Origin of the sequence: Pseudomonas sp. HMSC067G02, assembly GCF_001813485.1 — a bacterium.
GTDB classification, from domain to species: domain Bacteria; phylum Pseudomonadota; class Gammaproteobacteria; order Pseudomonadales; family Pseudomonadaceae; genus Pseudomonas; species Pseudomonas aeruginosa.
Map to the genome: position 1 here is coordinate 84,602 of NZ_KV812625.1, position 21,738 is coordinate 106,339.

The window sequence follows — 21,738 nt, forward strand, 5'->3', positions numbered from 1 at the left end:
CGCGCCGATGAGCTCGCTGCTGATCCAGGCCGTGCTGGCCGCCGCCGAAACTGGCATCAATCGCGTCCTGCGCCTCGACGGGACAGCGCTGCCGCGCCTGCGCAGGCTTTCCACCAAGGTCATCGAGGTCGACTGCCTGAGCCCGCCGCTGCGGGTCTTCATCCTGCCCGCCGGCGACGGCCTGCACTTCGCCGCGCAGCATGAGGCGGAGGTCGACTGCACCTTGCGTGCGCCGGCCGGCAACCTCCTGCACCTGGCCCTGGCGCGCGACAAGACCCGCGTCCTGCACAGCCCGGAAGTCAGCATGGACGGCGACAGCGCGGCCCTGCTGGAACTGGCCGGCATCCTGCAGAGCCTGGAGCTGGACTGGGAGTACGAACTGTCGCGCTGGCTCGGCCCGCTCGCCACCCAGGTGCTCGGCAGCGGCCTGCGCGACGCTTCGCGCTGGAGCGCGCAGAGCCTGCACAGCCTGCGCCTGAACCTGGCCGACTACCTTGCCGAGGAAAGCCGCACGCTGGTCGGCCAGCACGAAGCCGAAGCCCGCTTCGCCGAACTGGACCAGCTGAAGCTGGCCCTCGATCGTCTCGACGCGCGCGTCGGACGCCTCAGCCAAAAGACCAAGCCCGACGCATGAAGCTCCTCGCTTTCCGCCGCCTCCTGCGCATCCAGCGCGTCGTCATCCGCTACCGCCTGGACGACCTGATCCTCGAACTGCCGATGCTGCCCTGGTGGCTGCGCCTGCTCGGTGCCACCCTGCCCTGGCGCTGGCTGCCGCGGCGCAAGCTGGAACTGACCCGCGGCGCGCGCCTGCGCCTGGCGCTGCAGGACCTCGGACCGATCTTCATCAAGTTCGGCCAGATTCTCTCCACCCGCCGCGACCTGCTGCCCGACGACATCGCCAACGAACTGGCCTGGCTGCAGGACAAGGTGCCGCCCTTCCCGCCGGAGCTGGCGGTCAAGCGCATCGAGGAACAACTGGGCGCGAAGATCGAACAGGTCTTCGCCCGCTTCGAACGCGAACCGCTGGCCTCTGCCTCGGTGGCCCAGGTCCACGCCGCGCGGCTGAAGAGCGGCGAGGAAGTGGTGGTGAAGGTGATCCGGCCGAACCTGGAACCGGTGATCCGCTCCGACATCGCCTGGCTGTTCATCCTCGCCCGCCTCGCCGAGCGGGTCTCCAGCGAGGCGCGGCGCCTGCACCCGGTGGAAGTGGTCAGCGACTACGAGAAAACCATCGTCGACGAACTCGACCTGCTCCGCGAGGCAGCCAACGCCTCGCAGCTGCGGCGCAACTTCGAAGGCTCGCCGCTGCTCTACGTGCCACAGGTCTACTGGGACTGGTGCCGGCCCAAGGTGCTGGTGATGGAGCGCATCTACGGCATCCCGGTGACCGACCTGGAAACCCTGCGCGACCAGCGCACCGACTTCAAGGCACTGGCCGAGCGCGGCGTGGAGATCTTCTTCACCCAGGTGTTCCGCGACAGCTTCTTCCATGCCGACATGCACCCCGGCAACATCTTCGTCAGCACCCGCGCGCCCTGGAGCCCGCAATACATCGCGGTGGACTGCGGCATCGTCGGCAGCCTGACCGACGAGGACCAGGACTACCTGGCGCGCAACCTGATCGCCTTCTTCAAGCGCGACTACCGCAAGGTCGCCCAACTGCATATCGACTCCGGCTGGGTCCCGGCGGAAACCAAGGTCAACGACTTCGAGGCGGCGATCCGTACCGTCTGCGAACCGATCTTCGAGAAGCCGCTGAAGGACATCTCCTTCGGCCAGGTCCTGCTGCGCCTGTTCCAGACCGCGCGTCGTTTCAACATGGAGATCCAGCCGCAACTGGTGCTGCTGCAGAAGACCCTGCTGAACATCGAAGGCCTCGGCCGCCAGCTCTACCCGGAACTCGACCTGTGGGCCACCGCCCAGCCGTTCCTGGAGCGCTGGATGCGCGAACGGGTCAGCCCGAAGCAGTTGCTGCGCAATTTCCAGCAACAGGTCGAGCAGGTGCCGCACCTGTCGCAAATGGCCCGCGACACCCTCGAACGCCTGTCACAACCGCACGCCCACAATGCGCCGCCGCCGGAGTGGAAAGGTTCCCGCCACGACTGGCTCGGGCGCCTGGTGGGCGCGGTGCTGCTGGTCGGCGCCGCCGAGGTCGGCCTGGGTCAGCAGCTGGAAGCCTGGCCGGCGTGGGTGATGCTGGCCGGCGGGGTGTTCCTGATCCTGCGCCGCTAGCGCCGCGCACGGCCACTAGGCCCGCGCCGATAGCCAGTCGCGCTCCCGGCTGGCACACTACTCCCATTTCCGCCGGAAACGCACGCAACGTACCGGCAACGAACGTGGAAAGACCATGAAAGACTGGCTGGATGAGATTCACTGGAACGCCGACGGCCTGGTCCCGGCGATCGCCCAGGATCACGAGACCGGGCGCGTGCTGATGATGGCCTGGATGAACCGCGAGGCGCTGGCCCTGACCGCCACCGAGAACCGTGCAATCTATTGGTCGCGTTCGCGTGGCAAGCTGTGGCGCAAGGGCGAGGAGTCCGGGCATGTGCAGAAGCTGCACGAACTGCGCCTGGACTGCGACGCCGACGTGGTCATCCTGATGGTCGAGCAGGTCGGCGGGATCGCCTGCCATACCGGCCGGGAAAGCTGTTTCTACCGCGTCTTCGAGAATGGCGCCTGGAAGACCGTCGATCCGGTGCTGAAGGACCCGGACGCTATCTACGAACACGCAGGACACCACCATGACTGACACCCTGACCCGCCTGGCGGCGGTGCTCGAGGAGCGCAAGAACGCCGCGCCCGACAGCTCCTACGTGGCCAGCCTGTACCACAAGGGCCTGAACAAGATCCTGGAGAAGGTCGGCGAGGAGTCGGTGGAAGCCATCATCGCCGCCAAGGATGCCGCGGCCAGCGGCGACTGCCAGGACCTGATCTACGAAACCGCCGACCTCTGGTTCCACTCGCTGGTGATGCTCTCGGCCCTCGGCCAGCATCCGCAAGCCGTGCTGGACGAACTGGAGCGCCGCTTCGGCCTTTCCGGCCACGCCGAGAAAGCCGCCCGCCAACCATCGGCCTGAACCTACACATTGCGAGGAATACGACATGGGCATTTTTGACTGGAAACACTGGATCGTCATCCTGATCGTCGTGGTACTGGTGTTCGGCACCAAGCGCCTGAAGAACCTCGGTTCCGACGTCGGCGAAGCGATCAAGGGCTTCCGCAAGGCGGTGAACACCGAGGAAGACGACAAGAAGGACCAGCCCGCCGCCCAGCCGGCCCAACCGCTGAACCAGCCGCACACCATCGACGCCCAGGCGCAGAAGGTCGAAGAGCCGGCGCGCAAGGACTGACGGGTAGCCATCGATGTTCGGAATCAGCTTCAGCGAACTGTTGCTGGTCGGGCTGGTCGCCCTGCTGGTGCTCGGCCCCGAGCGCCTGCCGGGCGCCGCACGTACCGCCGGCCTGTGGATCGGCCGCCTGAAGCGCAGTTTCAATACCATCAAGCAGGAAGTGGAACGGGAAATCGGTGCGGACGAGATCCGCCGGCAACTGCACAACGAGCACATCCTCTCGATGGAGCGCGAAGCGCAGAAGCTGCTGGCCCCGCTGACCGGCCAGAATCCCCCGCAGGAAACCCCGCCGCCGGCGGCCGAGAGCCCGGCGCCAAGCGTACCCACGCCGCCGCCGACCAGCACGCCTGCGGTTCCGCCCGCGGACGCCGCGGCACCGCCGGCAGTCGCTACCTCCACTCCCCCTTCGCCACCGTCCGAGACGCCGCGTAATCCATGAGCGCCGATAAACCCGAGCAGCCCGAGCACGACCAGGAAATGCCCCTGGTCTCGCACCTGACCGAACTGCGTACGCGCCTGCTGCGCAGCGTGGCGGCGATCTTTCTGATCTTCGCCGGCCTGTTCTACTTCTCGCAGAAGATCTACACCCTGGTCTCCGAGCCGTTGCGCCGCTTCCTTCCGGAAGGCACCAGCATGATCGCCACCGACGTCGCCTCGCCGTTCCTCGCGCCGTTCAAGCTGACCATGGTGGTGGCTCTGTTCCTCGCCATGCCGGTGATCCTCGCGCAGGTCTGGGGCTTCATCGCGCCCGGCCTGTACAAGCACGAGAAGCGCGTGGCGCTGCCGCTGCTGGTGTCCAGCATCATCCTGTTCTACGCCGGGATGGCCTTCGCCTACTTCCTGGTGTTCCCGATGATCTTCCACTTCTTCGCCAGCGTGACGCCCGAGGGCGTGGCGATGATGACGGACATCAACAGCTACCTGGACTTCGTCCTGACCTTGTTCTTCGCCTTCGGCGTCGCCTTCGAGATCCCGGTGGCCACGGTGCTGCTGATCTGGATCGGGGTGGTCGACGTCGAGTACCTGAAGAAGATCCGCCCGTACGTGATCATCGGCTGCTTCGTGGTCGGCATGGTCCTGACCCCGCCGGACATCTTCTCCCAGACCATGCTCGCGGTGCCGATGTGGCTGCTGTTCGAGATCGGCCTGCTGTTCGGCCGCCTGGTACGCAAGCGCGGCGAGCATCCGGACGACCAACCGGCCAGCGACGGCGACCAGCCTCCGGCCACCCGCCAGTGAACCTGCTGCTCCTCGACGACGCCGACTTCGTGTCGGCGGATCGTGCGGTCCTGCACGATCGCCGCCTCAAGCACCTGCACGAAGTGCACCGCGCCGAGAACGGCGACACCCTGCGGGTCGGCCGCCTCGGCGGCTGGATGGGCGAAGGCCGCCTGCTGAAGCTCGACGCCAGCGAGGCGACCCTGGAGGTGCGCTTCGACCAGCCGCCGCCGGCCAAGTTGCCGATCACCCTGCTGCTGGCCTTGCCGCGACCGAAGATGCTCCGCCGGGTGTTGCAGACCATCGCCGCAATGGGCGTACCGAAGCTGGTGCTGCTGAACAGCTACCGCGTGGAAAAGAGCTTCTGGCAGACCCCGTTCCTCGACCCGGCGGCGATCCGCGAGAACCTGGTCCTCGGCCTGGAGCAGGCCCGCGATACGGTGCTGCCGGAAATCATCGTCGAGAAGCGCTTCAAACCCTTCGTCGAAGACCGCCTGCCGGCCCTGGCCGCCGGCAGCCTCGGCCTGGTCGGCCATCCCGGTCCCTGGCCGGCCTGTCCGCGCGTGGTGGAGAAGCCGGTGACCCTGGCGATCGGCCCGGAAGGCGGCTGGATTCCCTACGAGGTCGACAAGCTGCGCGAAGCCGGACTGCATCCGGTGCAGCTCGGCGAACGTATCCTGCGCGTGGAAACCGCGGTCAGCGCCTTGCTTGCGCGGTTGTTCTGAAAAAACTCCGGTAAAAGACTGAAGGTTTTCCCCGCCCGGCCGACATCCTCTGTCGCGCAGGGCTCCGCACGACAACCATAAGACCTCGCCCGCCGGCCACGTACCGGCCCTCCGCGCCCGCACGCCGGACGCGACGACGCTGAGCCATTACCTGTTCCGCCACGCCATGGGGCTGCCAACCCAGGGTGTCGCACTGCCTGGAGTAATGACGATGTACGATTGGTGGGTTCTCCAACTGGCCAAGCTGAGCGTCAGCCGCAAGCTGATGGTCGGTTTCGGTGTCCTCCTCGCGCTGCTTCTGCTGGTGGTGATCAGCAGCAACCGCACCCTCACGCACCAGACCGCCCTCAGCGAGCAGCTCGCCGAAGTCGCCAGCCTGATGGAACAGGCCCAGCAAGCCGAACAAGGCCGCCTGGCATTCGAAGCCGGCAGCGACCCGCGCCAGGCCGAGCAGGTCCGCCAGACCCTGGCCGGGATGCTCCAGCGCCTGCAGGCGCTGCGCGACAACGAGCTTGACCCGGCCGCCCTGGCCCACCAGGCCGAAGCCATCGAAGCCTACCGCAAGGCCTTCGACGACCTCGCCGCAGCCGATCAGCAACGCAGCGCCGCCCGTGGTGTGCTGGTGGGCACTGCACAGCAGGCGCTGGACAGCTTCGCTCGCCTCGAGGAACTGATGGACGCCAGCCTCGCGCAGCAGGCCGGCGACCCGCAGGCGTTGCAACGTAGCCGTGCGGTGGCCGACCTGCACCAACAGTTGCTCATGGTGCGTTACCAGGTGCGCGGCTACGTCTTCGAGCGCAGCGACAAGGCCGAGCAGGCCGCGTTCGCCGCGTTCGACGCCCTCCGCCAGGCCGGCACGACGCTGCGAGGCCAATTGCCCGGCGAGGCCGATGCGGCGCTGGAACAGGCCATGCGCAGCCTCCAGGGCTATCGTGGCGGCATCGAGCAGTTCCGTGCCGGCGTCGTCCGCACGCGCCAGGCGCAGCAAGCGATGCAAAGCAGCACCCAGGATATGGCCCGGGCCGGCCGGACCCTCACCGAAGCCGGTCGCCAATTGCGCGAGAGCACCGCCAGCCGCGACCGCGCCAGCCTCTGGCTGATCGCCGCGCTGGCCCTGGCCTTCGGCTGCGTCGCCGGCTGGGCGATCAACCGGCAGATCGTCCGGCCGCTGGACGAAGCCCTCGCGCAGGCCGAGGCCATCGCCGCCGGCGACCTCGGCAAGCGTCCGCAGAATCCCCTGACCCTCCAGCGCCGCGACGAACTGGGCCAGTTGCAGCGAGTCATGCAGCGCATGGGCGACAGCCTGCGCGAGCTGGTCGGGCGGATCGGCGACGGCGTCAGCCAGTTGGCCAGCTCCGCCGAGGAACTCTCGGCGGTCACCGAGCAGACCCGCGCCGGGGTCAACAGCCAGAAAGTGGAGACCGACCAGGTCGCCACCGCCATGCACGAGATGGCCGCCACCGTGCAGGACGTCGCGCGCAACGCCGAGCTGGCCTCCCAGGCCGCTCGCCAGGCCGATGAAGAGGCGCGCCAGGGCGACGCGGTGGTCGACCAGGCGGTGACCCGCATCGAGCGCCTGGCTACCGAAATGGACGTTTCCAGCGAAGCCATGGCGCGCCTGAAGAACGACAGCGAGCAGATCGGCAGCGTCCTCGACGTGATCAAGTCGGTGGCCGAGCAAACCAACCTGCTGGCGCTCAACGCCGCCATCGAAGCGGCACGCGCCGGCGACGCCGGACGCGGCTTCGCGGTGGTCGCCGACGAGGTCCGTGGCCTGGCCCAGCGCACCCAGCAGTCCACCGCCGAGATCGAGGGCCTGATCCAGCGTCTCCAGCAGGGCGCCGGTGAAGCCGCCGAACGCCTGGAGAACAGCCGCTCGCTGACCGCCAGCACGGTGGAACTGGCGCGCCGCGCCGGCGCCGCGCTGGACAGCATCACCCGCACCGTCTCCGACATCCAGAACATGAACCTGCAGATCGCCACTGCCGCGGAGCAACAGAGCACGGTGGCCGAGGAGATCAACCGCAGCGTCCTCAGCGTGCGCGACGTCGCCGAACAGTCGGCCGCCGCCAGCGAGCAGACCGCCGCCTCCAGCGGCGAACTGGCGCGCCTGGGCACGCAGTTGCAGGCGCAGGTGGGACGCTTCCGCCTGTAACATCCCGAGAGGATCCTCCTTGCATCGGCAGCCCCTCCCGTCCATCGAAAGCGGACAGGAGGGGCACCTTTGCGTAGGATCAGGCTTTCGCCTTTTGGGAGATGACGCCATGCGCCCGATGACCATCGATATCGACGAACTGGCCTTCGCCCTGGATACCCCGGGAATCGACCACTACCTCGACCTGCACAGCGGCAAGGTGCTGCTGATCTCCGCCGAGGCGCCCGATCCCGAACTGGACGCATTGCTGGAAAACGAGCCGGAACGCCTGCTGCTGATCGACCCGCTGAGCACCACCCAGTCGCTGGGACTGATGCAGGATTTCCTCCGCGAGGTGGAAGAGCCGCACGCCTATGCGACGCTCGCCAACGCGCTGCAGAGCCGCAAGCCGTTCAAGGCCTTCAAGCACTCTCTGATGGAGTACCCGGAACTGTTGCAGGACTGGTACCGCTACCAGAACGAGCGCCTGCGCGAATGGGCGCTGGACTGGCTGGAGGACAACGATATCCAGCCGGCCGCGCGGCAGAGTCCGACGTCGCTCCTGCCGCCGCCGGGCAAGCCGTTCGCCTAGCGCGGTACTAGAGGACCTGGCGGAGGAAGGCCTGGGCCCGCGGGTCCTGCGGATTGTCGAAGAACTGCGCCGGCGGCGCGTCCTCCAGCAGCTTGCCGTGGTCGAAGAACAGCACGCGGTCGGCCACTTCGCGGGCAAAGCCCATCTCGTGGGTCACGCAGACCATGGTCATGCCTTCCACGGCCAGGGTCTTCATGACGTCGAGGACTTCGCCGACCATCTCCGGATCGAGCGCCGAGGTCGGTTCGTCGAACAGCATCACCTTGGGGTCCATGCACAACGCGCGAGCGATCGCCACGCGCTGCTGCTGGCCGCCGGACAGGCGCGAGGGATATTCGTCGGCCTTCTGCCCGATACCGACCTTGGCCAGCAGCGCCCGCGCCTTGGCCTCGCGCTCGGCCTTGCCGCGTTTGCGCACCACGCGCTGGGCCAGGCAGAGGTTCTCGAGCACGGTCATGTGCGGGAACAGGTTGAAATGCTGGAACACCATGCCGACTTCGCGGCGGTAGGCATTGATGTCGGTCCTCGGGTCGGCCAGGTCGACGCCGTCGATGCTCACCGAGCCTTCGTCGAACTCCTCCAGGCCGTTCAGGCAGCGCAGGAAGGTCGACTTGCCGGAACCGGACGGACCGATCACCACCAGCACCTCGCCCCTGGCCACGCGGGTACTCACGTCGTCCACCGCGCGCACTACCTGGCCGCGGGTATCGAAGACCTTCAGCAGGTTGCGTACTTCAATCACTTTGTCCGAGCCTCCGCTCCAGTCGGGATGCCATGTGCGAAAGGGGCAGGTTCAACAGCAGGTACAGCGCGGCGACGCAGAACCAGATCTCGAAGGTGGAGAACGAGGTGGTGATCGCCTCGCGGCCGCTCTTGGTCAGTTCGGTGATGGCGATCACCGAGACCAGCGAGGTGTCCTTGACCAGGCTGATGAACTGCCCGGCCAGCGGCGGCAGCACGCGCTTGAAGGCCTGCGGCAGGATCACGTAGCGCATCGACTGGCCGGCGTTCAGGCCCAGGGAGCGGGCGGCCTCGTTCTGTCCGCGGGCGATGGACTGCACGCCGGCCCGGATGATCTCGGCCACGTAGGCGCCGGTGAACAGCGCCAGCGCCGCGACCCCGGCGAACTCGCGGGACAGGTTGAGCACGGTGCCGATGAAGAAGTAGAAGATGAAGATCTGCACCAGCAACGGCGTGCCGCGCACCAGCTCGACGTAGATCGTCGACAGGTCGTGCAGGGTCGGGTTCTTCGACAGTCGGCAGAGGCCGGCGACCAGGCCGATCGCCAAGCCGATGGCACCGGACACCAGCGATAGCCAGAGGGTGGTCCACAGGCCCCAGAGCAGTGGGCCGGCGGCCCAGTGGCGGGTCACCCCGACCGCGTCGCCCTCGGCCACGTCGTCGCCTTCGGAGAATTGCAGGCTGTCCTGGGCGACGGTCACGACCTGCTTCTCGCCGCTCTCGCCAAGCAGCGTGACGCGTGCGTCCCTGCCCTGTTCCTCGATAGCCTCGACCCGGCCGATCTCGTTGGCCCGCAACGGCTCCTCGGCCTGGTAGGCGAAGTACTGCGGAACGCGGTTCCAGCGCCATTCATAGGAAATCAGCGAGGTGGAGAACCACAGCGCCCAGGCCAGGACCAGCAGGATCAGCCCGGTCAGCAGGTGCCAGGGCCAGACGGAACGTTTCTTCTTGGTCACGGAAACTCTCTCGAACGATGGAATGCGCAGGTACGACGGCCCCCTTCGCGGGGGCCGTCAGCGGTTCATTCCATTTCCTTCAGCCACTCGGTGTTCTTGAACCACTTGTCGTGGATGCGCTGATAGGTGCCGTCTTCGCGGATCTGATGGAGGAAGTTGTTGATGAAATTGATGCTGTCGTAGTCGCCTTTCTTCAGGCCGAACGCCAGCGGCTCGTAGGTGAACGGCTGGTCGAGGTAGACCAGCTTGCCGGCGCCGAACTTGCTCACCGCCACCACGTTGTAGGGCGAGTCGTAGATGAAGGCGTCGGCCTTGCCGTTGACCACGTCCATCACCGCTTCCGGCTCGTTGTCGAAGCCGTGGTACTTGGCCTTGCTGATCAGCTTGCGGGCAACGATCTCACCGGTGGTGCCGATCTTCGAGGTGATGCTGTACTGTGGATCGTTCAGGTCCTTGTAGGACTTGATCTTGCCTTCCAGCTCCTTGCGCACCAGCAGGGTCTGGCCGACCACGATGAAGGGCTCGGAGAAGTTCAGGCGCAGGTTGCGCTCCTGGGTCAGGGTCATGCCCGAGCCGATCATGTCGAACTTGTCGGTCAGCAGCGCCGGAATGATGCCGTCGTAGCTGGTGGAGACCAGCTCCAGCTTGACGCCCATGGACTTGGCCATGGCCTTGAGCAGGTCGACTTCGAAGCCGATGATCTGGCCGCGCTTGTTGGTCATCTCGAACGGCATGTAGGTCGGGTCCATGCCGACCCGCAGGGTGCCGCGCTTGACCGCGTCCTCCACCGCGCCGGCCGCCTGGACCGAAGCCACGCCCACCAGGGCGCAGACGCCCAGAACCAATGAAGCAAGATACTTTTTCATTCCCCAATCCCCAGCAGTCTTAGAAACACAGTCGTCGAACGGATGCTCTCGTCGTGTCGCCGTCCCGGGCGGGCAGCAGGCCATGACCGGCTGCGCAAAAGGCGGCCGATAGTACCTCAGCTGGCGAACGATACGAGACTTTCTGGATTGCCGGCGCAGGGTAACAGCAGCGCCGCACGGGGAAAACAGGCAAGAAACAGACCATGCCCCCGGCGGCGTTCCGCCGGGGGCATGGGATCAGGACTGGGCGGCGGGCAGCAGGCCGGCGTCGCCGGGCACTACCTGGGCCAGCGGTACGCTGGCGGCGTGGGGGTCGTCCGCCTCGGCCTTGCGCCAGCGGCCGAGCCAGTCGTCGCGGTCCTCTTCCCAGACCCGCGTATGCAGGCGCGAAAATGCTACCGGGTCACTCAACAGGGCCAGGCGAGTGGCGCCGTCGAGCTGTTCCGGGCCCTTCTCGATGGCCTTGCCGATACGCTCGCCGCGCACCGTCTCGATGGCTTGCGCACGGTTGTGGCGAGCCGTGCCCATGGCGCAGGCCAGGGCGTTGAGCAACGGATCGACGGCGGCCTTGAGGAAGCCATCCTTGAGCGCATGCCAGCGGTTCTCGTAGGTGTACTCGTCGGTGGCGCGCAGCTCGCGCGGCGTGTCGTACTCCTCCGGGATCAGGAACAGCTTTTCATCGCGGGCGCGCAGGCCCAGCTTCACCCGGCTGGAGATCACCGATACCGGGATCGACAGGATCAGCGAACCGACGATCGGCGACAGCCACCACAGGAAGCGCGGGTTGAGCCAGGCCACCAGCAGGGTCCAGGCGATACCCAGCAGGGTCTGCATGCCGTGCCGGCGGATCGCCTCGCTCCAGGGCGTGGCGTCGTCGTCGCGCTGCGGCGAGTTCCACTGCACCGACCAGCCGAGGAAGGCGGCCAGCACGAAGCGGGTGTGGAAGAGCATGCGCACCGGCGCCAGCAGCACCGAGAAGAACATCTCCAGGAGCATGCTCAGGGTCACTCGGATCACCCCGCCGAAACCCTTGGCGCCCTTGGCCCAGATCAGCATTACGCTGAGCAGCTTGGGCAGGAACAACAGGGTCAGGGTGGTGGAAAACAACGCGATGGCCTTCTCCGGATGCCACTGCGGCCAGATCGGGAACAACTGCCGCGGTTCCAGGAAGTACTGCGGCTCCATCAGCTGGTGCACCGCCAGCAGCGCGGTGGAAAGCACCAGGAAGAAGAACCACAGCGGCGCCGACAGGTAGGACATGACCCCGGTGAGGAACACCGCGCGGTGCACCGGGTGCATGCCCTTGACCAGGAACAGGCGGAAGTTCATCAGGTTGCCGTGGCACCAGCGGCGGTCGCGCTTGAGTTCGTCGAGCAGGTTCGGCGGCAGTTCTTCGTAGCTGCCGTCGAGGTCGTAGGCGATCCACACGCCCCAGCCGGCACGGCGCATCAGCGCAGCCTCGACGAAGTCGTGGGACAGGATCGCGCCGGCGAACGAGCCCTTGCCCGGCAACGGCGCCAGGGCGCAGTGGTCGATGAAGGGCTGCATGCGGATGATCGCGTTGTGGCCCCAGTAGTGCGACTCGCCGAGTTGCCAGAAGTGCAGGCCGGCGGTGAACAGCGGGCCGTAGACGCGGGTGGCGAACTGCTGCATGCGCGCATACAGGGTGTCCATGCCGGACGCCTTCGGCGCGGTCTGGATGATCCCCGCCTCAGGATTGGCCTCCATCAGGCGCACCAGCTTGGCTAGGCAGTCGCCGCTCATCACGCTGTCGGCGTCCATCACCACCATGTAGCGGTAGTCGCCGCCCCAGCGCCGGCAGAAGTCGTCGATGTTGCCGCTCTTGCGCTTCACCCGGCGCCGGCGGCGACGGTAGAAGATCTTGCCGAAGCCCTTGGTCTCGCGGCACAGCTCGAGCCAGGCCTGCTGCTCGGCGACGGCGATATCCGGGTCGTTGGTGTCGCTGAGGACGAAGAAGTCGAAGCGCTCCATCTCGCCGGTGGCGGCCATCGACTCGACGGTCGCCCGCAGGCCGGCGAATACCCGCGGCACGTCTTCGTTGCAGATCGGCATGACGATCGCCGTGCGGGCGTCGGCGGCGATCGGCTCGCTGCCGGCGCTGCTGCCGGAGATCCGGTAGCGGTCACGCCCGGTGAGCAGCTCCCAGAAGCCCATCAGCGCGGTCCAGAAGCCGGCCGAGACCCAGCAGAAGAGGATCGCGAAGAGCGCCAGGATGCCGAACTGGATGACATAGGGCAGCACCTGCTGGACGGTATCCAGCAGGCTCTGCTGGGCCAGTTCCTCCAGGTCGACGAAGGCCCAGCCCTGGTAGGGCAGGATGCCTTTCATGTAGTAGGTGGCGACCGAGGTCTGCGCCAGCATCAACAACAGCAGGATGAACCGGCGCAGCGAGCCGACCCGCTGCCAGCGGGCCCGCGGCAGGGCACGCTTGGGCTTGGGCGGGTTGCTGCGTCCGGTCAGCCGACGCCAGCCGCGCACCAGGATGTTGGTGCGCCAGGGCTCGGGAATCACCTTGGTACGGCGGATCGGCGGGGAAATCTTGAGGAAGGTGCGACCCTGGGCGTCGACGCCGAACATCTCGGCGTCGTCCAGCTCAGGGGTGCCCAGCTGCAGGCGGGCGCGTACCGAGGCCAGGGCGGGATCGCCCCCGGCATCGGCAGCGGCGCCTTCCGCTCCCGCCAGGCGAGCGTGCAGCTCGGAGAAGGAAGCGGACTCGCCAAGCCGCTCCCGCTCCTCTTCCGCCAGGGGAAGATGAGCGAGGTAGTCGGCCAGCGGTGCTTTCGTAGTGGATGGGTTATTCATCGGCAGGCAGCTGATAGCTCCAGGTTTCGCTCAGTGGCTTCTGCGCCTCGTCGACCAGCGCCGCGCGCATTTCCACCGGCTTCTTCGGATCCTTGACCTTGATCCGCAGCGTCAGGCGCCAGCCTTTCAGGACCGGGTTGTAACGCAGGCTGTTCTCCACCACCTCGGCGTTGCTGTCGGTGCTGACCTGGGTGGTCACCGGCGCGTCCGGCGCCAGGTCCTTCAGGGCCGGCCCTTCGAAGTCGACGACCAGGGCGGTGCTGCCGTCCTGCTGGCGGATCAGGTTCTTCTGCTTCACGTCGCCGACCGAGCGCATGGTCTGCTTGACCCAGGAGGATTTCGGGTCGTGCAGCTCGTCTTCATCCATGGTCCAGTGCAGGCGGTAGGCGAAGTCCAGCGGCTTTCCGACCTCAGGCTGGGTCTCGGGGTTCCAGAACGCGACGATATTGTCGTTGGTTTCGTCCGGGGTCGGGATTTCCACCAGTTCCACGGTGCCCTTGCCCCAGTCGCCCTTCGGCTCGATCCAGGCGCTCGGACGCAGGTCGTAGCGGTCGTCCAGGTCTTCGTAGCGGGAGAACTCGCGGCCGCGCTGGAGCAGGCCGAAGCCTTTCGGGTTCTCCACGCTGAAGGTGCTCACCGACAGGTGCTTCGGATTGTTCAGCGGACGCCACAGCCACTCGCCGTTGCCGGCATGGATCTGCAGACCGCTGGAGTCATGCAGCTCGGGCCGGAAGTTGTGCTGCTCGGACGGCTGGTTGGAGCCGAACAGGTACATGCTGGTCAGCGGCGCCAGGCCCAGTTTGCTGACCTTGTCGCGGAGGAACACGCGGGCCTGGACATCCATCACCGCATCCTTGCCCGGACGCAGCACGAAGCGGTAGGCGCCGGTGGCCCGCGGCGAGTCGAGCAGGGCATAGATCACCAGTTGCTTGTCCTGCGCCTTCGGCCGCTCGATCCAGAATTCGCGGAAGCGCGGGAACTCTTCGCCCGAAGGCAGCGCGGTATCGATCGCCAGGCCGCGCGCCGACAGACCGTAGACCTGGCCCTTGCCGACCACGCGGAAGTAGCTCGCGCCAAGGAAGGTGGCGATCTCGTCCTGCTTGTCGGCCTTGTTGATCGGATAGAGCACGCGGAAACCGGCATAGCCGAGATCCTTGGTGGCATTCTCGTCGAACTTCAGGGATCCGAAATCGAACTTGGTGCGATCGTACTTGATCGGCTTGACCGTGGTAGCGGTCACCTCGTTGATCTTCACCGGCGTGTCGAAGTGCATGCCCTGGTGATAGAAGCTCAGCTTGAACGGCGTCTTCAGCTTGCCCCAGTAGGCGCGCTCGTTGATGAAACGGATCTGCTGGTAATCGGCGAATTTCATTTCGCTGAATTCCGATGGCAGGTTGCTGGTCGGCGCGGAATACTTGTCGCCGGCCAGGTCCTTGGCCTTGCTCGCCACGTCGTCGATGCTGAACGCCCATACCGGGGCGGCGACGAATGCCAGCGCGGTCGAGCCGGCAAGCAGCAGGGTGCGCACGCGGGCGCGGAAATCGGTGTTTGAAACGGAACGGAAAATCACGAGGCCCCCTCGTCCGTGAACATGAATTACTGAAGACGCCCTGACCGTTCAGGGGTCTCCGACGGCACCGGAGTGCCGGTCGAACATGGTTTCGCCACATTCGCTGCCAAACCCGATAGATAGCCAGATTTGGCGCGATCTGACAAAAAGAATGCCTGTTTCCAGTCATTCGCGTTACGTGCACCGGGCCTGGAAAACCAGGGGGCATGCCGCTCGTCGGCTAGCGACCCCAGAGGTTCCGACCCTGCCCGGGCGGAATGATTCCCGTCCATTGGGTTGCAGGACGCCCCGCCCGGCATCGGGATGCCGGCCGGCCTGTCCTGTACAGCATGAAATCGGCGTGCGGATGATGCACCGAGGTTGTGACAAAAGGCCATGTATCTGTCACAAAAATTCACCGTTCCGGCCCCGCCATCTCTCCCTGAAGCACCTTGGGGAAAATCCCCTCGACGCCGATCAACTCTCCAGCAGGAAGGTCACCGGCCCGTCGTTGACCAGGTGCACCTGCATGTCGGCGCCGAAACGCCCGGTCGCCACCTGCGGATAGGCCTCCCGCGCCAGTTTCACCAGGTGCTCGAACACCGTCTCTCCTTGCGCCGGCGGCGCCGCGCTGGAGAAGCTCGGACGCAGTCCGCTGCGGGTGTTCGCCGCCAGGGTGAATTGCGAGACCAGCAGCAAGCCGCCCTGCACGTCGAGCAAGGACCGGTTCATCTTGCCCTCGTCGTCGCCGAACACCCTGTAGTTGAGCAGCTTGTGCAGCATCTTCGCCGCGCAACGCTCGCCATCCTCGGGCTCGACCCCGACCAGCACCAGCAGGCCGCGATCGATGGAGCCGACGATTTCGCCGCCAACCTCCACCCGCGCCGCGCCGACGCGCTGCAGCAATGCCTTCATTCGGCCTCCGGCGGCAGGTCGAGCAGTCGCCGGCCGATCTCGTTGGTGGCGCGCACCAGCGCATCGACTATCCCCGGCTCGCTGGCGGTGTGCCCGGCGTCGCGGATGATCTGCAGTTCGCTGTTCGGCCAGGCCTGGTGCAGGGCCCAGGCATTGTCCAGCGGACAGATGGCGTCGTAGCGGCCATGCACGATCACGCCAGGCAGATGGGCGATGCGGTGCATGTCCTCGAGCAACTGGTTGGGCCTGAGGAAGCCCTGGTTGACGAAGAAGTGGTTCTCGATGCGCGAGATCGACAGCGCCCTGCCCGGCTCGGTGAAGCGGTCCACCACCATGGGGTTGGGGCGCAGCGTGGCGGTGCGGCCCTCCCAGGTCGACCAGGCCTTGGCGGCGTGCATCTGGGCGATCTGGTCGCTACCGGTCAGGCGCTTGTGGAAGGCCGCCAGCAGGTCGCCGCGCTCTTCCGGCGGGATCGGCGCGACATAGTCTTCCCAATAGTCGGGGAACAGGCGGCTGGCGCCTTCCTGGTAGAACCAGTGGATGTCCTGCGGACGGCAGAGGAAGATGCCGCGCAGGATCAGCGCATGGACCCGCTCGGGATGGGTCTGCGCGTAGGCCAGCGACAGGGTCGAGCCCCAGGAACCGCCGAACAGCACCCACTTCTCGATACCCAGGTGCTCGCGCAGGCGCTCCATGTCCGCCACCAGCTCCCAGGTGCTGTTCTTCTCCAGGCTGGCGTGGGGCGTGGAACGGCCGCAACCGCGCTGGTCGAAGGTGACGATACGGTAGAGGTTGGGATCGAAGAAGCGACGCGACAGGGCATCGCAACCGGAGCCGGGGCCGCCGTGGACGAAGACGACCGGCAGTCCGTCCGGCGAACCGCTTTCGTCGGCATACAGCACATGCGGTTCGTCGACGGCCAGCTCGTGGCGAGCGTAGGGTTTAATTTCCGGATACAGAACTAGCATGATGCGCTCCCGAGGCGATGTGTTCGGCCCCCGGCGCAAACGTCGACAGCGGGGCCCGTCCTTTGCTCTGCCGCGCATGATACTTCGGCGCCGGGAAAAAAACCGAGCGGCTTTCATGTCCGCCCCGGTAGACAGGAAACCATCAATCCAAGCAACGGCGCCTGGCGCCGGGAGAGCGAGCATGGCCGAGGCCTTGCGACACCGTATCCGCGCCGCCGGCCTGCTGGTGGTGGAGCAACGCATCCTGCTGGTCCGCCACGAGGTCGGCGGCGACATCTACTGGATTCCGCCCGGCGGCGGCTTCGAGTCGGAATGCGACGAATCGACGAAGGATACCGTCCGGCGCGAGTTTTTCGAGGAGACCGGCCTGCGGGTGGACGTCGGCCCGCTGGTCTACGTGCGCGAATTCGCCGAACCCGCCGCCGGGCGCTTCCACATGGAGCTGTTCTACCGCATCGACGCCTGGCGTGGCGAGCCGACCCTGGCCAACCTGAAGGGCCTGGGCGGCGACGAGTTCGATATCCGCGAGGTCGGCTGGATCGCCCGCGACGAACTGCCTGGCCTGCCGTCCTTCTATCCAGCCGAACTGGCCGACGACGTCTGGTCGCGCCTGGACGCGCCGACGCCGTCGATCCGCCACCTCGGCCTGCAGCGCTAGACGCTCACTGCACCGGATCGCTGGTGGGGTTCTCGAGGATCGCCTTCAGCTCCGCGGTCATGGGGAACTCCAGGTTCAACCCCTTGGGCGGGATCGGCTGCTGGAACCAGCGCTGGTAGATGCCCTGTATCTCGCCCGAGCGATACAGCCCGGCCAGGGTCTCGTTGACCAGGGCAAGGAACTGCGGGTCGTCCTTGCGCACCATGCAGCTGTAGATCTCCCGCGATTGCGGCTCGCCGACCACCACCCAGTCGTGCGGCTGGCGCGCCTTGGCGCGTTCGCCGTAGAGCAGCGCATCGTCCATGTAGAAGGCCACCGCGCGACCCGATTGCAGCATCTGGAAGGCTTCGCCGTGGTCCTTGGCGCTGACCACGTTCATCCCCAGCTTGTGTTCGGCGTTGTAGTTCTTCAGGTAGCGCTCGTTGGTGGTACCGGCGGTGGTCACCACGTTCTTGCCCTTGAGGTCGTCGAAGTGGGCGATGCCGCTGTCCTTGCGGGTCAGCAACTGGCCCTTGACGTAGATGAAGCCGTAGGAGAACGCCACCTGTTTCTGCCGCTCGGCGGTGACCCCGGTGGAGCCGCACTCCAGGTCGACGGTGCCGTTCTGCACCAGCGGGATGCGAGTCTGCGAAGTGACCAGGTTGTACTTCACCTTGAGTTCCGGCTTGCCGAGGGTGCTTTTGAGCCGCTCCACCACCTTGCCGGCCAGTTCCACCGAATAGCCCATGGGCTGGCCGCTGTTATCGCCAAGGTAGGAGAAAGGCACCGAGGCATCGCGATAACCCAGGGTTATCGTGCCGTTGTCGGCAACCTTCTTCAGGGTGCCGCTGAGTTCCTCGGCCTGCGCGGCGCCGATGGCGAGCGACAGGGAGAGTGCGAGGGTGCTGGATACAAGGGTTTTCATCGGAGGTTCTGCCTCTTTTTTCTTATGGCTATGGAAAGTAAGTCAGCCCCTGGCCGCCACCACGGTGATCTCCACCAGCACCGACGGACGCGCCAGCTCCGCCTGGACGGTGGTCCGGCTGGGTGCCTGGCCGGTCGGCAACCACTGGGTCCAGACCTCGTTCAGGGCGGCGAAATCGCGGGCGATGTCCTTCAGGTAGATGGTCGCGCTGAGGATACGCTCCTTGCGCGACCCGGCCTCGGCCAGCAGCGCGTCGATCTTCGCCAGCACCTCGCGGGTCTGGCCATGGATATCCTCGGCCTGGCCCGGCACCTGGCCGGAAAGAAATACCAGGGCGTCGAAGCAGACCGCGGCGGACAGGCGGTCGTTGGTGGCGATACGGGTCGGTTCCATGGGAGTGCTCCAGTCGAGGGGGGATCAGCCAGCCAGCGCGCCGCGCGGCAGCAGGCCAGTGGTATCGATGCTCGGCGGGCGGCGGCCGATCTGCTCGGCCAGCAGGCGCCCGCTGCCGCAGGCCAGGGTGAAGCCGAGCGCGCCGTGGCCGAGGTTGAGCCAGAGGTTGCGGTAGCCGCCGTTGCCCACCAGCGGTACCCCGGTGGGCGTGGCCGGGCGCATGCCGGCCCATTCGACGGCGGCGTCGAAATCGCCGCCCTGCGGGAACGTGTCCCGCGCCTGCTGGCGCAGCAGTGCCAGGCGCGCGGGCTCGAGGCCGGGGTCGAAGCCGACGATGTCGACCATCGCGGCGATCCGCAGCCGCTCGCCGATTCGCGCGTAGACGATCTTGCGGTCGTAATCGGTGATGCTGGTATCCGGCGCGCGGTGCTGCGCGCCGACCGGCAGGGTCAGGCTATAGCCCTTGAGCGGGTATAGCGGCAGGCGCAGGCCCGGCAGCATCAATTCGGCGCTGCGGTAGCCGGCGGCCAGCACCACATGATCGGCCTCGATGAGATCGCCGCCGACCTCGACGCCACGCACCGCCGCGCCGCCCTCGACGATCTTCGTCACCCTGCGGCCATGCAGTTGCCGGCAATGTCCGGAAGCCTGCAAGCGCTCGGCAAGTTGCACGCAGAAGGCATGGCAGTCGGCGACCTCCTCGTCCGGCGTGTGGATGCCGCCGACGAAGGGCGCGGCGGACAGGGCCGGCTCCAGCGCGAGGCACTCGGCGGCGGTCAGGACGAATTGCGCCGAAGGATCGGCCAGGCCCTGGCGGGCCCGCGCAAAGCTGGCCGGTTGGCGAAACGCCACCAGCTTGCCGTTGCGCCGCCAGTCGAAGCCATCGAGGCCATCCTCCTCGCGCCAGTCCTGCAGGGTGCGCTGGCTGAGCAATGCCAGGCGCAGCAGGTGCGCGGCATTGCGGCGGTTCAGCGAGCCGCGGCAGGCCGCGAGGAAGCCCAGCAGCCAGCGCCACTGCGCCGGATCAAGACGCGGCCGCAGGCGCAACGGCGCATCGTTGCGCAGCAGCCAGCCGAGCGCCTGGGCCGGCACGCCGCTGTCGGCCAATGGCGCCACGTAGCGATAGGACAACTGCCCGCCATTGGCGTAGCTGGTTTCCAGCCCGCCCCGCTCGCGCGCTTCCACCAGGGTCACGTCGAATCCTTCGCGAACCAGGGCGTAGGCCGTGGCCAGGCCGACCACGCCGGCGCCGATGATGCAAACCCGCTGAGCCATGACAATCGTTATCCAGGTGTTTTCCAGGGCTTCGACGATAGGCGCGGATGACAGCGGTAGGACAATGAATAAAGATGGCCAGGGTATAAATCCAGGTTATGGGTTCGCGCCGATGAAGCTCCGCCATATCGAAGTGTTCCAGGCGATCCGCCAGGCTGGCTCGGTCAGCGGCGCCGCGCAGTTGCTGCATGTGTCCCAACCGGCGGTGAGCAAGGTCCTGCAGCACGCCGAGCAGCAACTGGGCTTCCCGCTGTTCTTGCGAGTGCGCGGCAAGCTGCTGGCGACTCCGGAAGCGCTGGAACTGGAGCGCGAAGTGGCCAAGCTCAGCGATAGCCTGCAGGCCGTGCGGCGCCTGGCGCAGAACCTGCGGCGCCAGCCGGGCCACAGCCTGCGCATCGGCGCCACCCCGGCCCTGGCGCTGTCGCTGCTACCGCGGGCGATCGGCGAATGGAGCGCGCGCTATCCGCAGAGCGGCTGCGAACTGGCCACCTTGCATTCGCGCGAGCTGGTGCAGGGCCTGCTGATGCGCGAACTGGACCTGGCCCTGAGCCTGAAGCAGCCGGAACACCCCGGCCTGCGCGGCGAAGCCATCGCCAGCGGCGTATTGGTGGCCCTGGCGCCGCGCGAACACTGGCCCGAAGCGGAACGCCGGCAGCCGCTGAGCCTGGCCGGGCTGGCCGGCGAAGCGCTGATCGGGCTGTCCACCGCCGACCCGCTGTTCGCCCGCCTGGAGGATTACCTCAGCGCCGTGGAGCCACCGCCGCAGGTGAAGATCGCCGTGCAGACCTACGCCCTCGCCCGCGCCCTGGTGGAGGCTGGGGCCGGCCTGGCGCTGGTCGATCCCTTCACCGCCCTCGGCGCCGACCCGCACAGCACCGCGATCCGCCCATTGAGCCCGGCCTTCCCGGTCACCCTCTACGCCATCACCCGCGCCGACGAAACCCCGCCGCACACCCTCGCTCCGCTGCTGCGGATGCTCGCCCGCCAGGCCGAGGAGCGTTTGCGGGCCGTGCAGATGTAGCATTTGCCGCCTGGCCTGCCGCTGGAAACCTTGGACGTCGTTCTGGCCCACGCCTCGCGTACTTACCGCTCCGGCTTCCAGTCTGGGTGGTCCGCGTCGTAGCCCTGGGTGGGATGAGGAGGCAGAGGATAGTCCTCTATCAGATTGGGGAAACGTAAGTCGGGGTCAGCTTCAAGCTTTTTGTAGATTGAATAATACGCTTCTCGCAACTTTTCGTCGGGGGCGTACCACATTGCACTTGCAGGGGGAGTCTCACTTCCGAAGACTCGTGATAGGAAAAAAGCCGCACTCTTGCCCCCCTGAGAGACTGACACCTGATAATAAACCAGTGCCTTTGGGAAATTGTGTTCTACTATCTTGTAATACGCCCCCAGCTCATAACTAGCCGGCGCATAACCCTGACTAGCAGCACAGTGAGTATACGCCAACCCCAAATCCTTTTTTTTGGCCACATATATATAAAGCTTACCTAGTTCAGTTAGTGCCGGCGGATTTCCTAGGCTAGCAGCCTTATCAAGGAAAGTAAGTCCGTCAGTTGCAGGGTTTTTAACCCCGGCGCGATTTCCAATCATTGCTCCCATATCATAGAACCCCTGAGGCACATCCAGATCTATCATCTTTTGATAGAGATCCAATGCCTTCTGCG

The 21,738-nt window shown here is 66.4% G+C and carries 23 protein-coding genes; 12 read left to right on the top strand and 11 right to left on the bottom strand.

Features of this window, described 5'->3' with window-relative positions; genetic code table 11:
- Positions 1 to 7 precede the first annotated feature (7 nt).
- The 10 genes from HMPREF2914_RS02975 to HMPREF2914_RS03020 all read left to right on the top strand — a co-directional run bounded on the left by HMPREF2914_RS02975 (position 8) and on the right by HMPREF2914_RS03020 (position 8,023).
- On the top strand, positions 8 to 634 hold the full coding sequence (locus HMPREF2914_RS02975; RefSeq protein ID WP_003110866.1) for a ubiquinone biosynthesis accessory factor UbiJ: 627 nt from the start codon (positions 8 to 10) through the stop codon (positions 632 to 634).
- Complete coding sequence (gene ubiB / locus HMPREF2914_RS02980; protein WP_003116128.1) at positions 631 to 2,232, top strand: ubiquinone biosynthesis regulatory protein kinase UbiB; 1,602 nt, start codon at positions 631 to 633, stop codon at positions 2,230 to 2,232. Before HMPREF2914_RS02975 ends, ubiB begins: the two co-directional genes overlap by 4 nt.
- A 115-nt stretch (positions 2,233 to 2,347) precedes the next feature.
- A complete protein-coding gene (gene hisI, locus HMPREF2914_RS02985) occupies positions 2,348 to 2,752 on the top strand; it encodes a phosphoribosyl-AMP cyclohydrolase (protein ID WP_023092709.1) in 405 nt (134 codons plus the stop codon).
- Positions 2,745 to 3,080: a phosphoribosyl-ATP diphosphatase gene (locus HMPREF2914_RS02990; protein ID WP_003110868.1), complete on the top strand. Its 336-nt coding sequence runs from the start codon at positions 2,745 to 2,747 to the stop codon at positions 3,078 to 3,080. Before hisI ends, HMPREF2914_RS02990 begins: the two co-directional genes overlap by 8 nt.
- A 25-nt stretch (positions 3,081 to 3,105) precedes the next feature.
- Complete coding sequence (locus HMPREF2914_RS02995) at positions 3,106 to 3,354, top strand: twin-arginine translocase TatA/TatE family subunit (RefSeq protein ID WP_003095893.1); 249 nt, start codon at positions 3,106 to 3,108, stop codon at positions 3,352 to 3,354.
- Positions 3,355 to 3,367: 13 nt separating this feature from the next.
- Positions 3,368 to 3,793 (top strand): Sec-independent protein translocase protein TatB, encoded by a 426-nt coding sequence (gene tatB / locus HMPREF2914_RS03000; RefSeq protein ID WP_003135795.1) that lies wholly within the window; start codon positions 3,368 to 3,370, stop codon positions 3,791 to 3,793.
- On the top strand, positions 3,790 to 4,593 hold the full coding sequence (gene tatC / locus HMPREF2914_RS03005; protein WP_003095896.1) for a twin-arginine translocase subunit TatC: 804 nt from the start codon (positions 3,790 to 3,792) through the stop codon (positions 4,591 to 4,593). Before tatB ends, tatC begins: the two co-directional genes overlap by 4 nt.
- Entirely contained in the window at positions 4,590 to 5,297 is a 708-nt protein-coding gene (locus tag HMPREF2914_RS03010) for a 16S rRNA (uracil(1498)-N(3))-methyltransferase (RefSeq protein ID WP_023092710.1), read from the top strand. Before tatC ends, HMPREF2914_RS03010 begins: the two co-directional genes overlap by 4 nt.
- 211 nt (positions 5,298 to 5,508) lie before the next feature.
- The gene (locus HMPREF2914_RS03015) at positions 5,509 to 7,452 is read left to right on the top strand and encodes a methyl-accepting chemotaxis protein McpK (RefSeq protein WP_023092711.1); all 1,944 of its coding nucleotides are present in this window, start codon (positions 5,509 to 5,511) and stop codon (positions 7,450 to 7,452) included.
- Positions 7,453 to 7,561: 109 nt separating this feature from the next.
- Complete coding sequence (locus tag HMPREF2914_RS03020; RefSeq protein ID WP_003135810.1) at positions 7,562 to 8,023, top strand: UPF0158 family protein; 462 nt, start codon at positions 7,562 to 7,564, stop codon at positions 8,021 to 8,023.
- Positions 8,024 to 8,030: 7 nt separating this feature from the next.
- Here the strand turns inward: HMPREF2914_RS03020 and HMPREF2914_RS03025 are convergent, their stop codons facing one another.
- The 7 genes from HMPREF2914_RS03025 to pip all read right to left on the bottom strand — a co-directional run bounded on the left by HMPREF2914_RS03025 (position 8,031) and on the right by pip (position 16,841).
- Positions 8,031 to 8,765, bottom strand: a complete 735-nt coding sequence (locus HMPREF2914_RS03025) for an amino acid ABC transporter ATP-binding protein (RefSeq protein ID WP_003095906.1) — start codon at positions 8,763 to 8,765, stop codon at positions 8,031 to 8,033.
- Positions 8,758 to 9,720, bottom strand: coding sequence for an amino acid ABC transporter permease (locus tag HMPREF2914_RS03030; RefSeq protein ID WP_003103450.1), 963 nt, complete (start codon positions 9,718 to 9,720; stop codon positions 8,758 to 8,760). The genes HMPREF2914_RS03025 and HMPREF2914_RS03030 overlap by 8 nt, the downstream gene beginning before the upstream one ends.
- A 65-nt stretch (positions 9,721 to 9,785) precedes the next feature.
- On the bottom strand, positions 9,786 to 10,586 hold the full coding sequence (locus HMPREF2914_RS03035) for a transporter substrate-binding domain-containing protein (protein WP_003095910.1): 801 nt from the start codon (positions 10,584 to 10,586) through the stop codon (positions 9,786 to 9,788).
- Positions 10,587 to 10,823: 237 nt separating this feature from the next.
- Positions 10,824 to 13,409, bottom strand: a complete 2,586-nt coding sequence (mdoH, locus tag HMPREF2914_RS03040; protein WP_022579986.1) for a glucans biosynthesis glucosyltransferase MdoH — start codon at positions 13,407 to 13,409, stop codon at positions 10,824 to 10,826.
- The gene (locus HMPREF2914_RS03045) at positions 13,402 to 14,979 is read right to left on the bottom strand and encodes a glucan biosynthesis protein G (protein ID WP_003095915.1); all 1,578 of its coding nucleotides are present in this window, start codon (positions 14,977 to 14,979) and stop codon (positions 13,402 to 13,404) included. The genes mdoH and HMPREF2914_RS03045 overlap by 8 nt, the downstream gene beginning before the upstream one ends.
- Before the next feature lie 456 nt (positions 14,980 to 15,435).
- Positions 15,436 to 15,873: a D-aminoacyl-tRNA deacylase gene (dtd, locus tag HMPREF2914_RS03050; protein ID WP_003095916.1), complete on the bottom strand. Its 438-nt coding sequence runs from the start codon at positions 15,871 to 15,873 to the stop codon at positions 15,436 to 15,438.
- On the bottom strand, positions 15,870 to 16,841 hold the full coding sequence (gene pip, locus HMPREF2914_RS03055; RefSeq protein ID WP_003095918.1) for a prolyl aminopeptidase: 972 nt from the start codon (positions 16,839 to 16,841) through the stop codon (positions 15,870 to 15,872). The genes dtd and pip overlap by 4 nt, the downstream gene beginning before the upstream one ends.
- A gap of 181 nt (positions 16,842 to 17,022) precedes the next feature.
- Here pip and HMPREF2914_RS03060 point away from each other — a divergent pair, with 181 nt between their 5' ends.
- Positions 17,023 to 17,499: an NUDIX domain-containing protein gene (locus HMPREF2914_RS03060; protein WP_003095920.1), complete on the top strand. Its 477-nt coding sequence runs from the start codon at positions 17,023 to 17,025 to the stop codon at positions 17,497 to 17,499.
- 4 nt (positions 17,500 to 17,503) lie between these two features.
- Here the strand turns inward: HMPREF2914_RS03060 and HMPREF2914_RS03065 are convergent, their stop codons facing one another.
- The 3 genes from HMPREF2914_RS03065 to HMPREF2914_RS03075 are packed head-to-tail and all read right to left on the bottom strand — an operon-like array spanning position 17,504 to position 20,071.
- Complete coding sequence (locus HMPREF2914_RS03065) at positions 17,504 to 18,403, bottom strand: transporter substrate-binding domain-containing protein (protein ID WP_003095923.1); 900 nt, start codon at positions 18,401 to 18,403, stop codon at positions 17,504 to 17,506.
- 42 nt (positions 18,404 to 18,445) lie between these two features.
- Positions 18,446 to 18,796, bottom strand: a complete 351-nt coding sequence (locus HMPREF2914_RS03070) for a RidA family protein (protein WP_003095925.1) — start codon at positions 18,794 to 18,796, stop codon at positions 18,446 to 18,448.
- 24 nt (positions 18,797 to 18,820) lie between these two features.
- Positions 18,821 to 20,071 (bottom strand): D-amino acid dehydrogenase, encoded by a 1,251-nt coding sequence (locus tag HMPREF2914_RS03075; protein ID WP_003095928.1) that lies wholly within the window; start codon positions 20,069 to 20,071, stop codon positions 18,821 to 18,823.
- A 64-nt stretch (positions 20,072 to 20,135) separates the two neighbouring features.
- Here HMPREF2914_RS03075 and HMPREF2914_RS03080 point away from each other — a divergent pair, with 64 nt between their 5' ends.
- Positions 20,136 to 21,092: a LysR family transcriptional regulator gene (locus HMPREF2914_RS03080; protein WP_022581075.1), complete on the top strand. Its 957-nt coding sequence runs from the start codon at positions 20,136 to 20,138 to the stop codon at positions 21,090 to 21,092.
- A gap of 62 nt (positions 21,093 to 21,154) precedes the next feature.
- Here HMPREF2914_RS03080 and HMPREF2914_RS31150 read toward each other — a convergent pair.
- Positions 21,155 to 21,738 (bottom strand): tetratricopeptide repeat protein (locus tag HMPREF2914_RS31150; protein WP_083323300.1); only part of this gene is annotated, 584 nt, incomplete at its 5' end.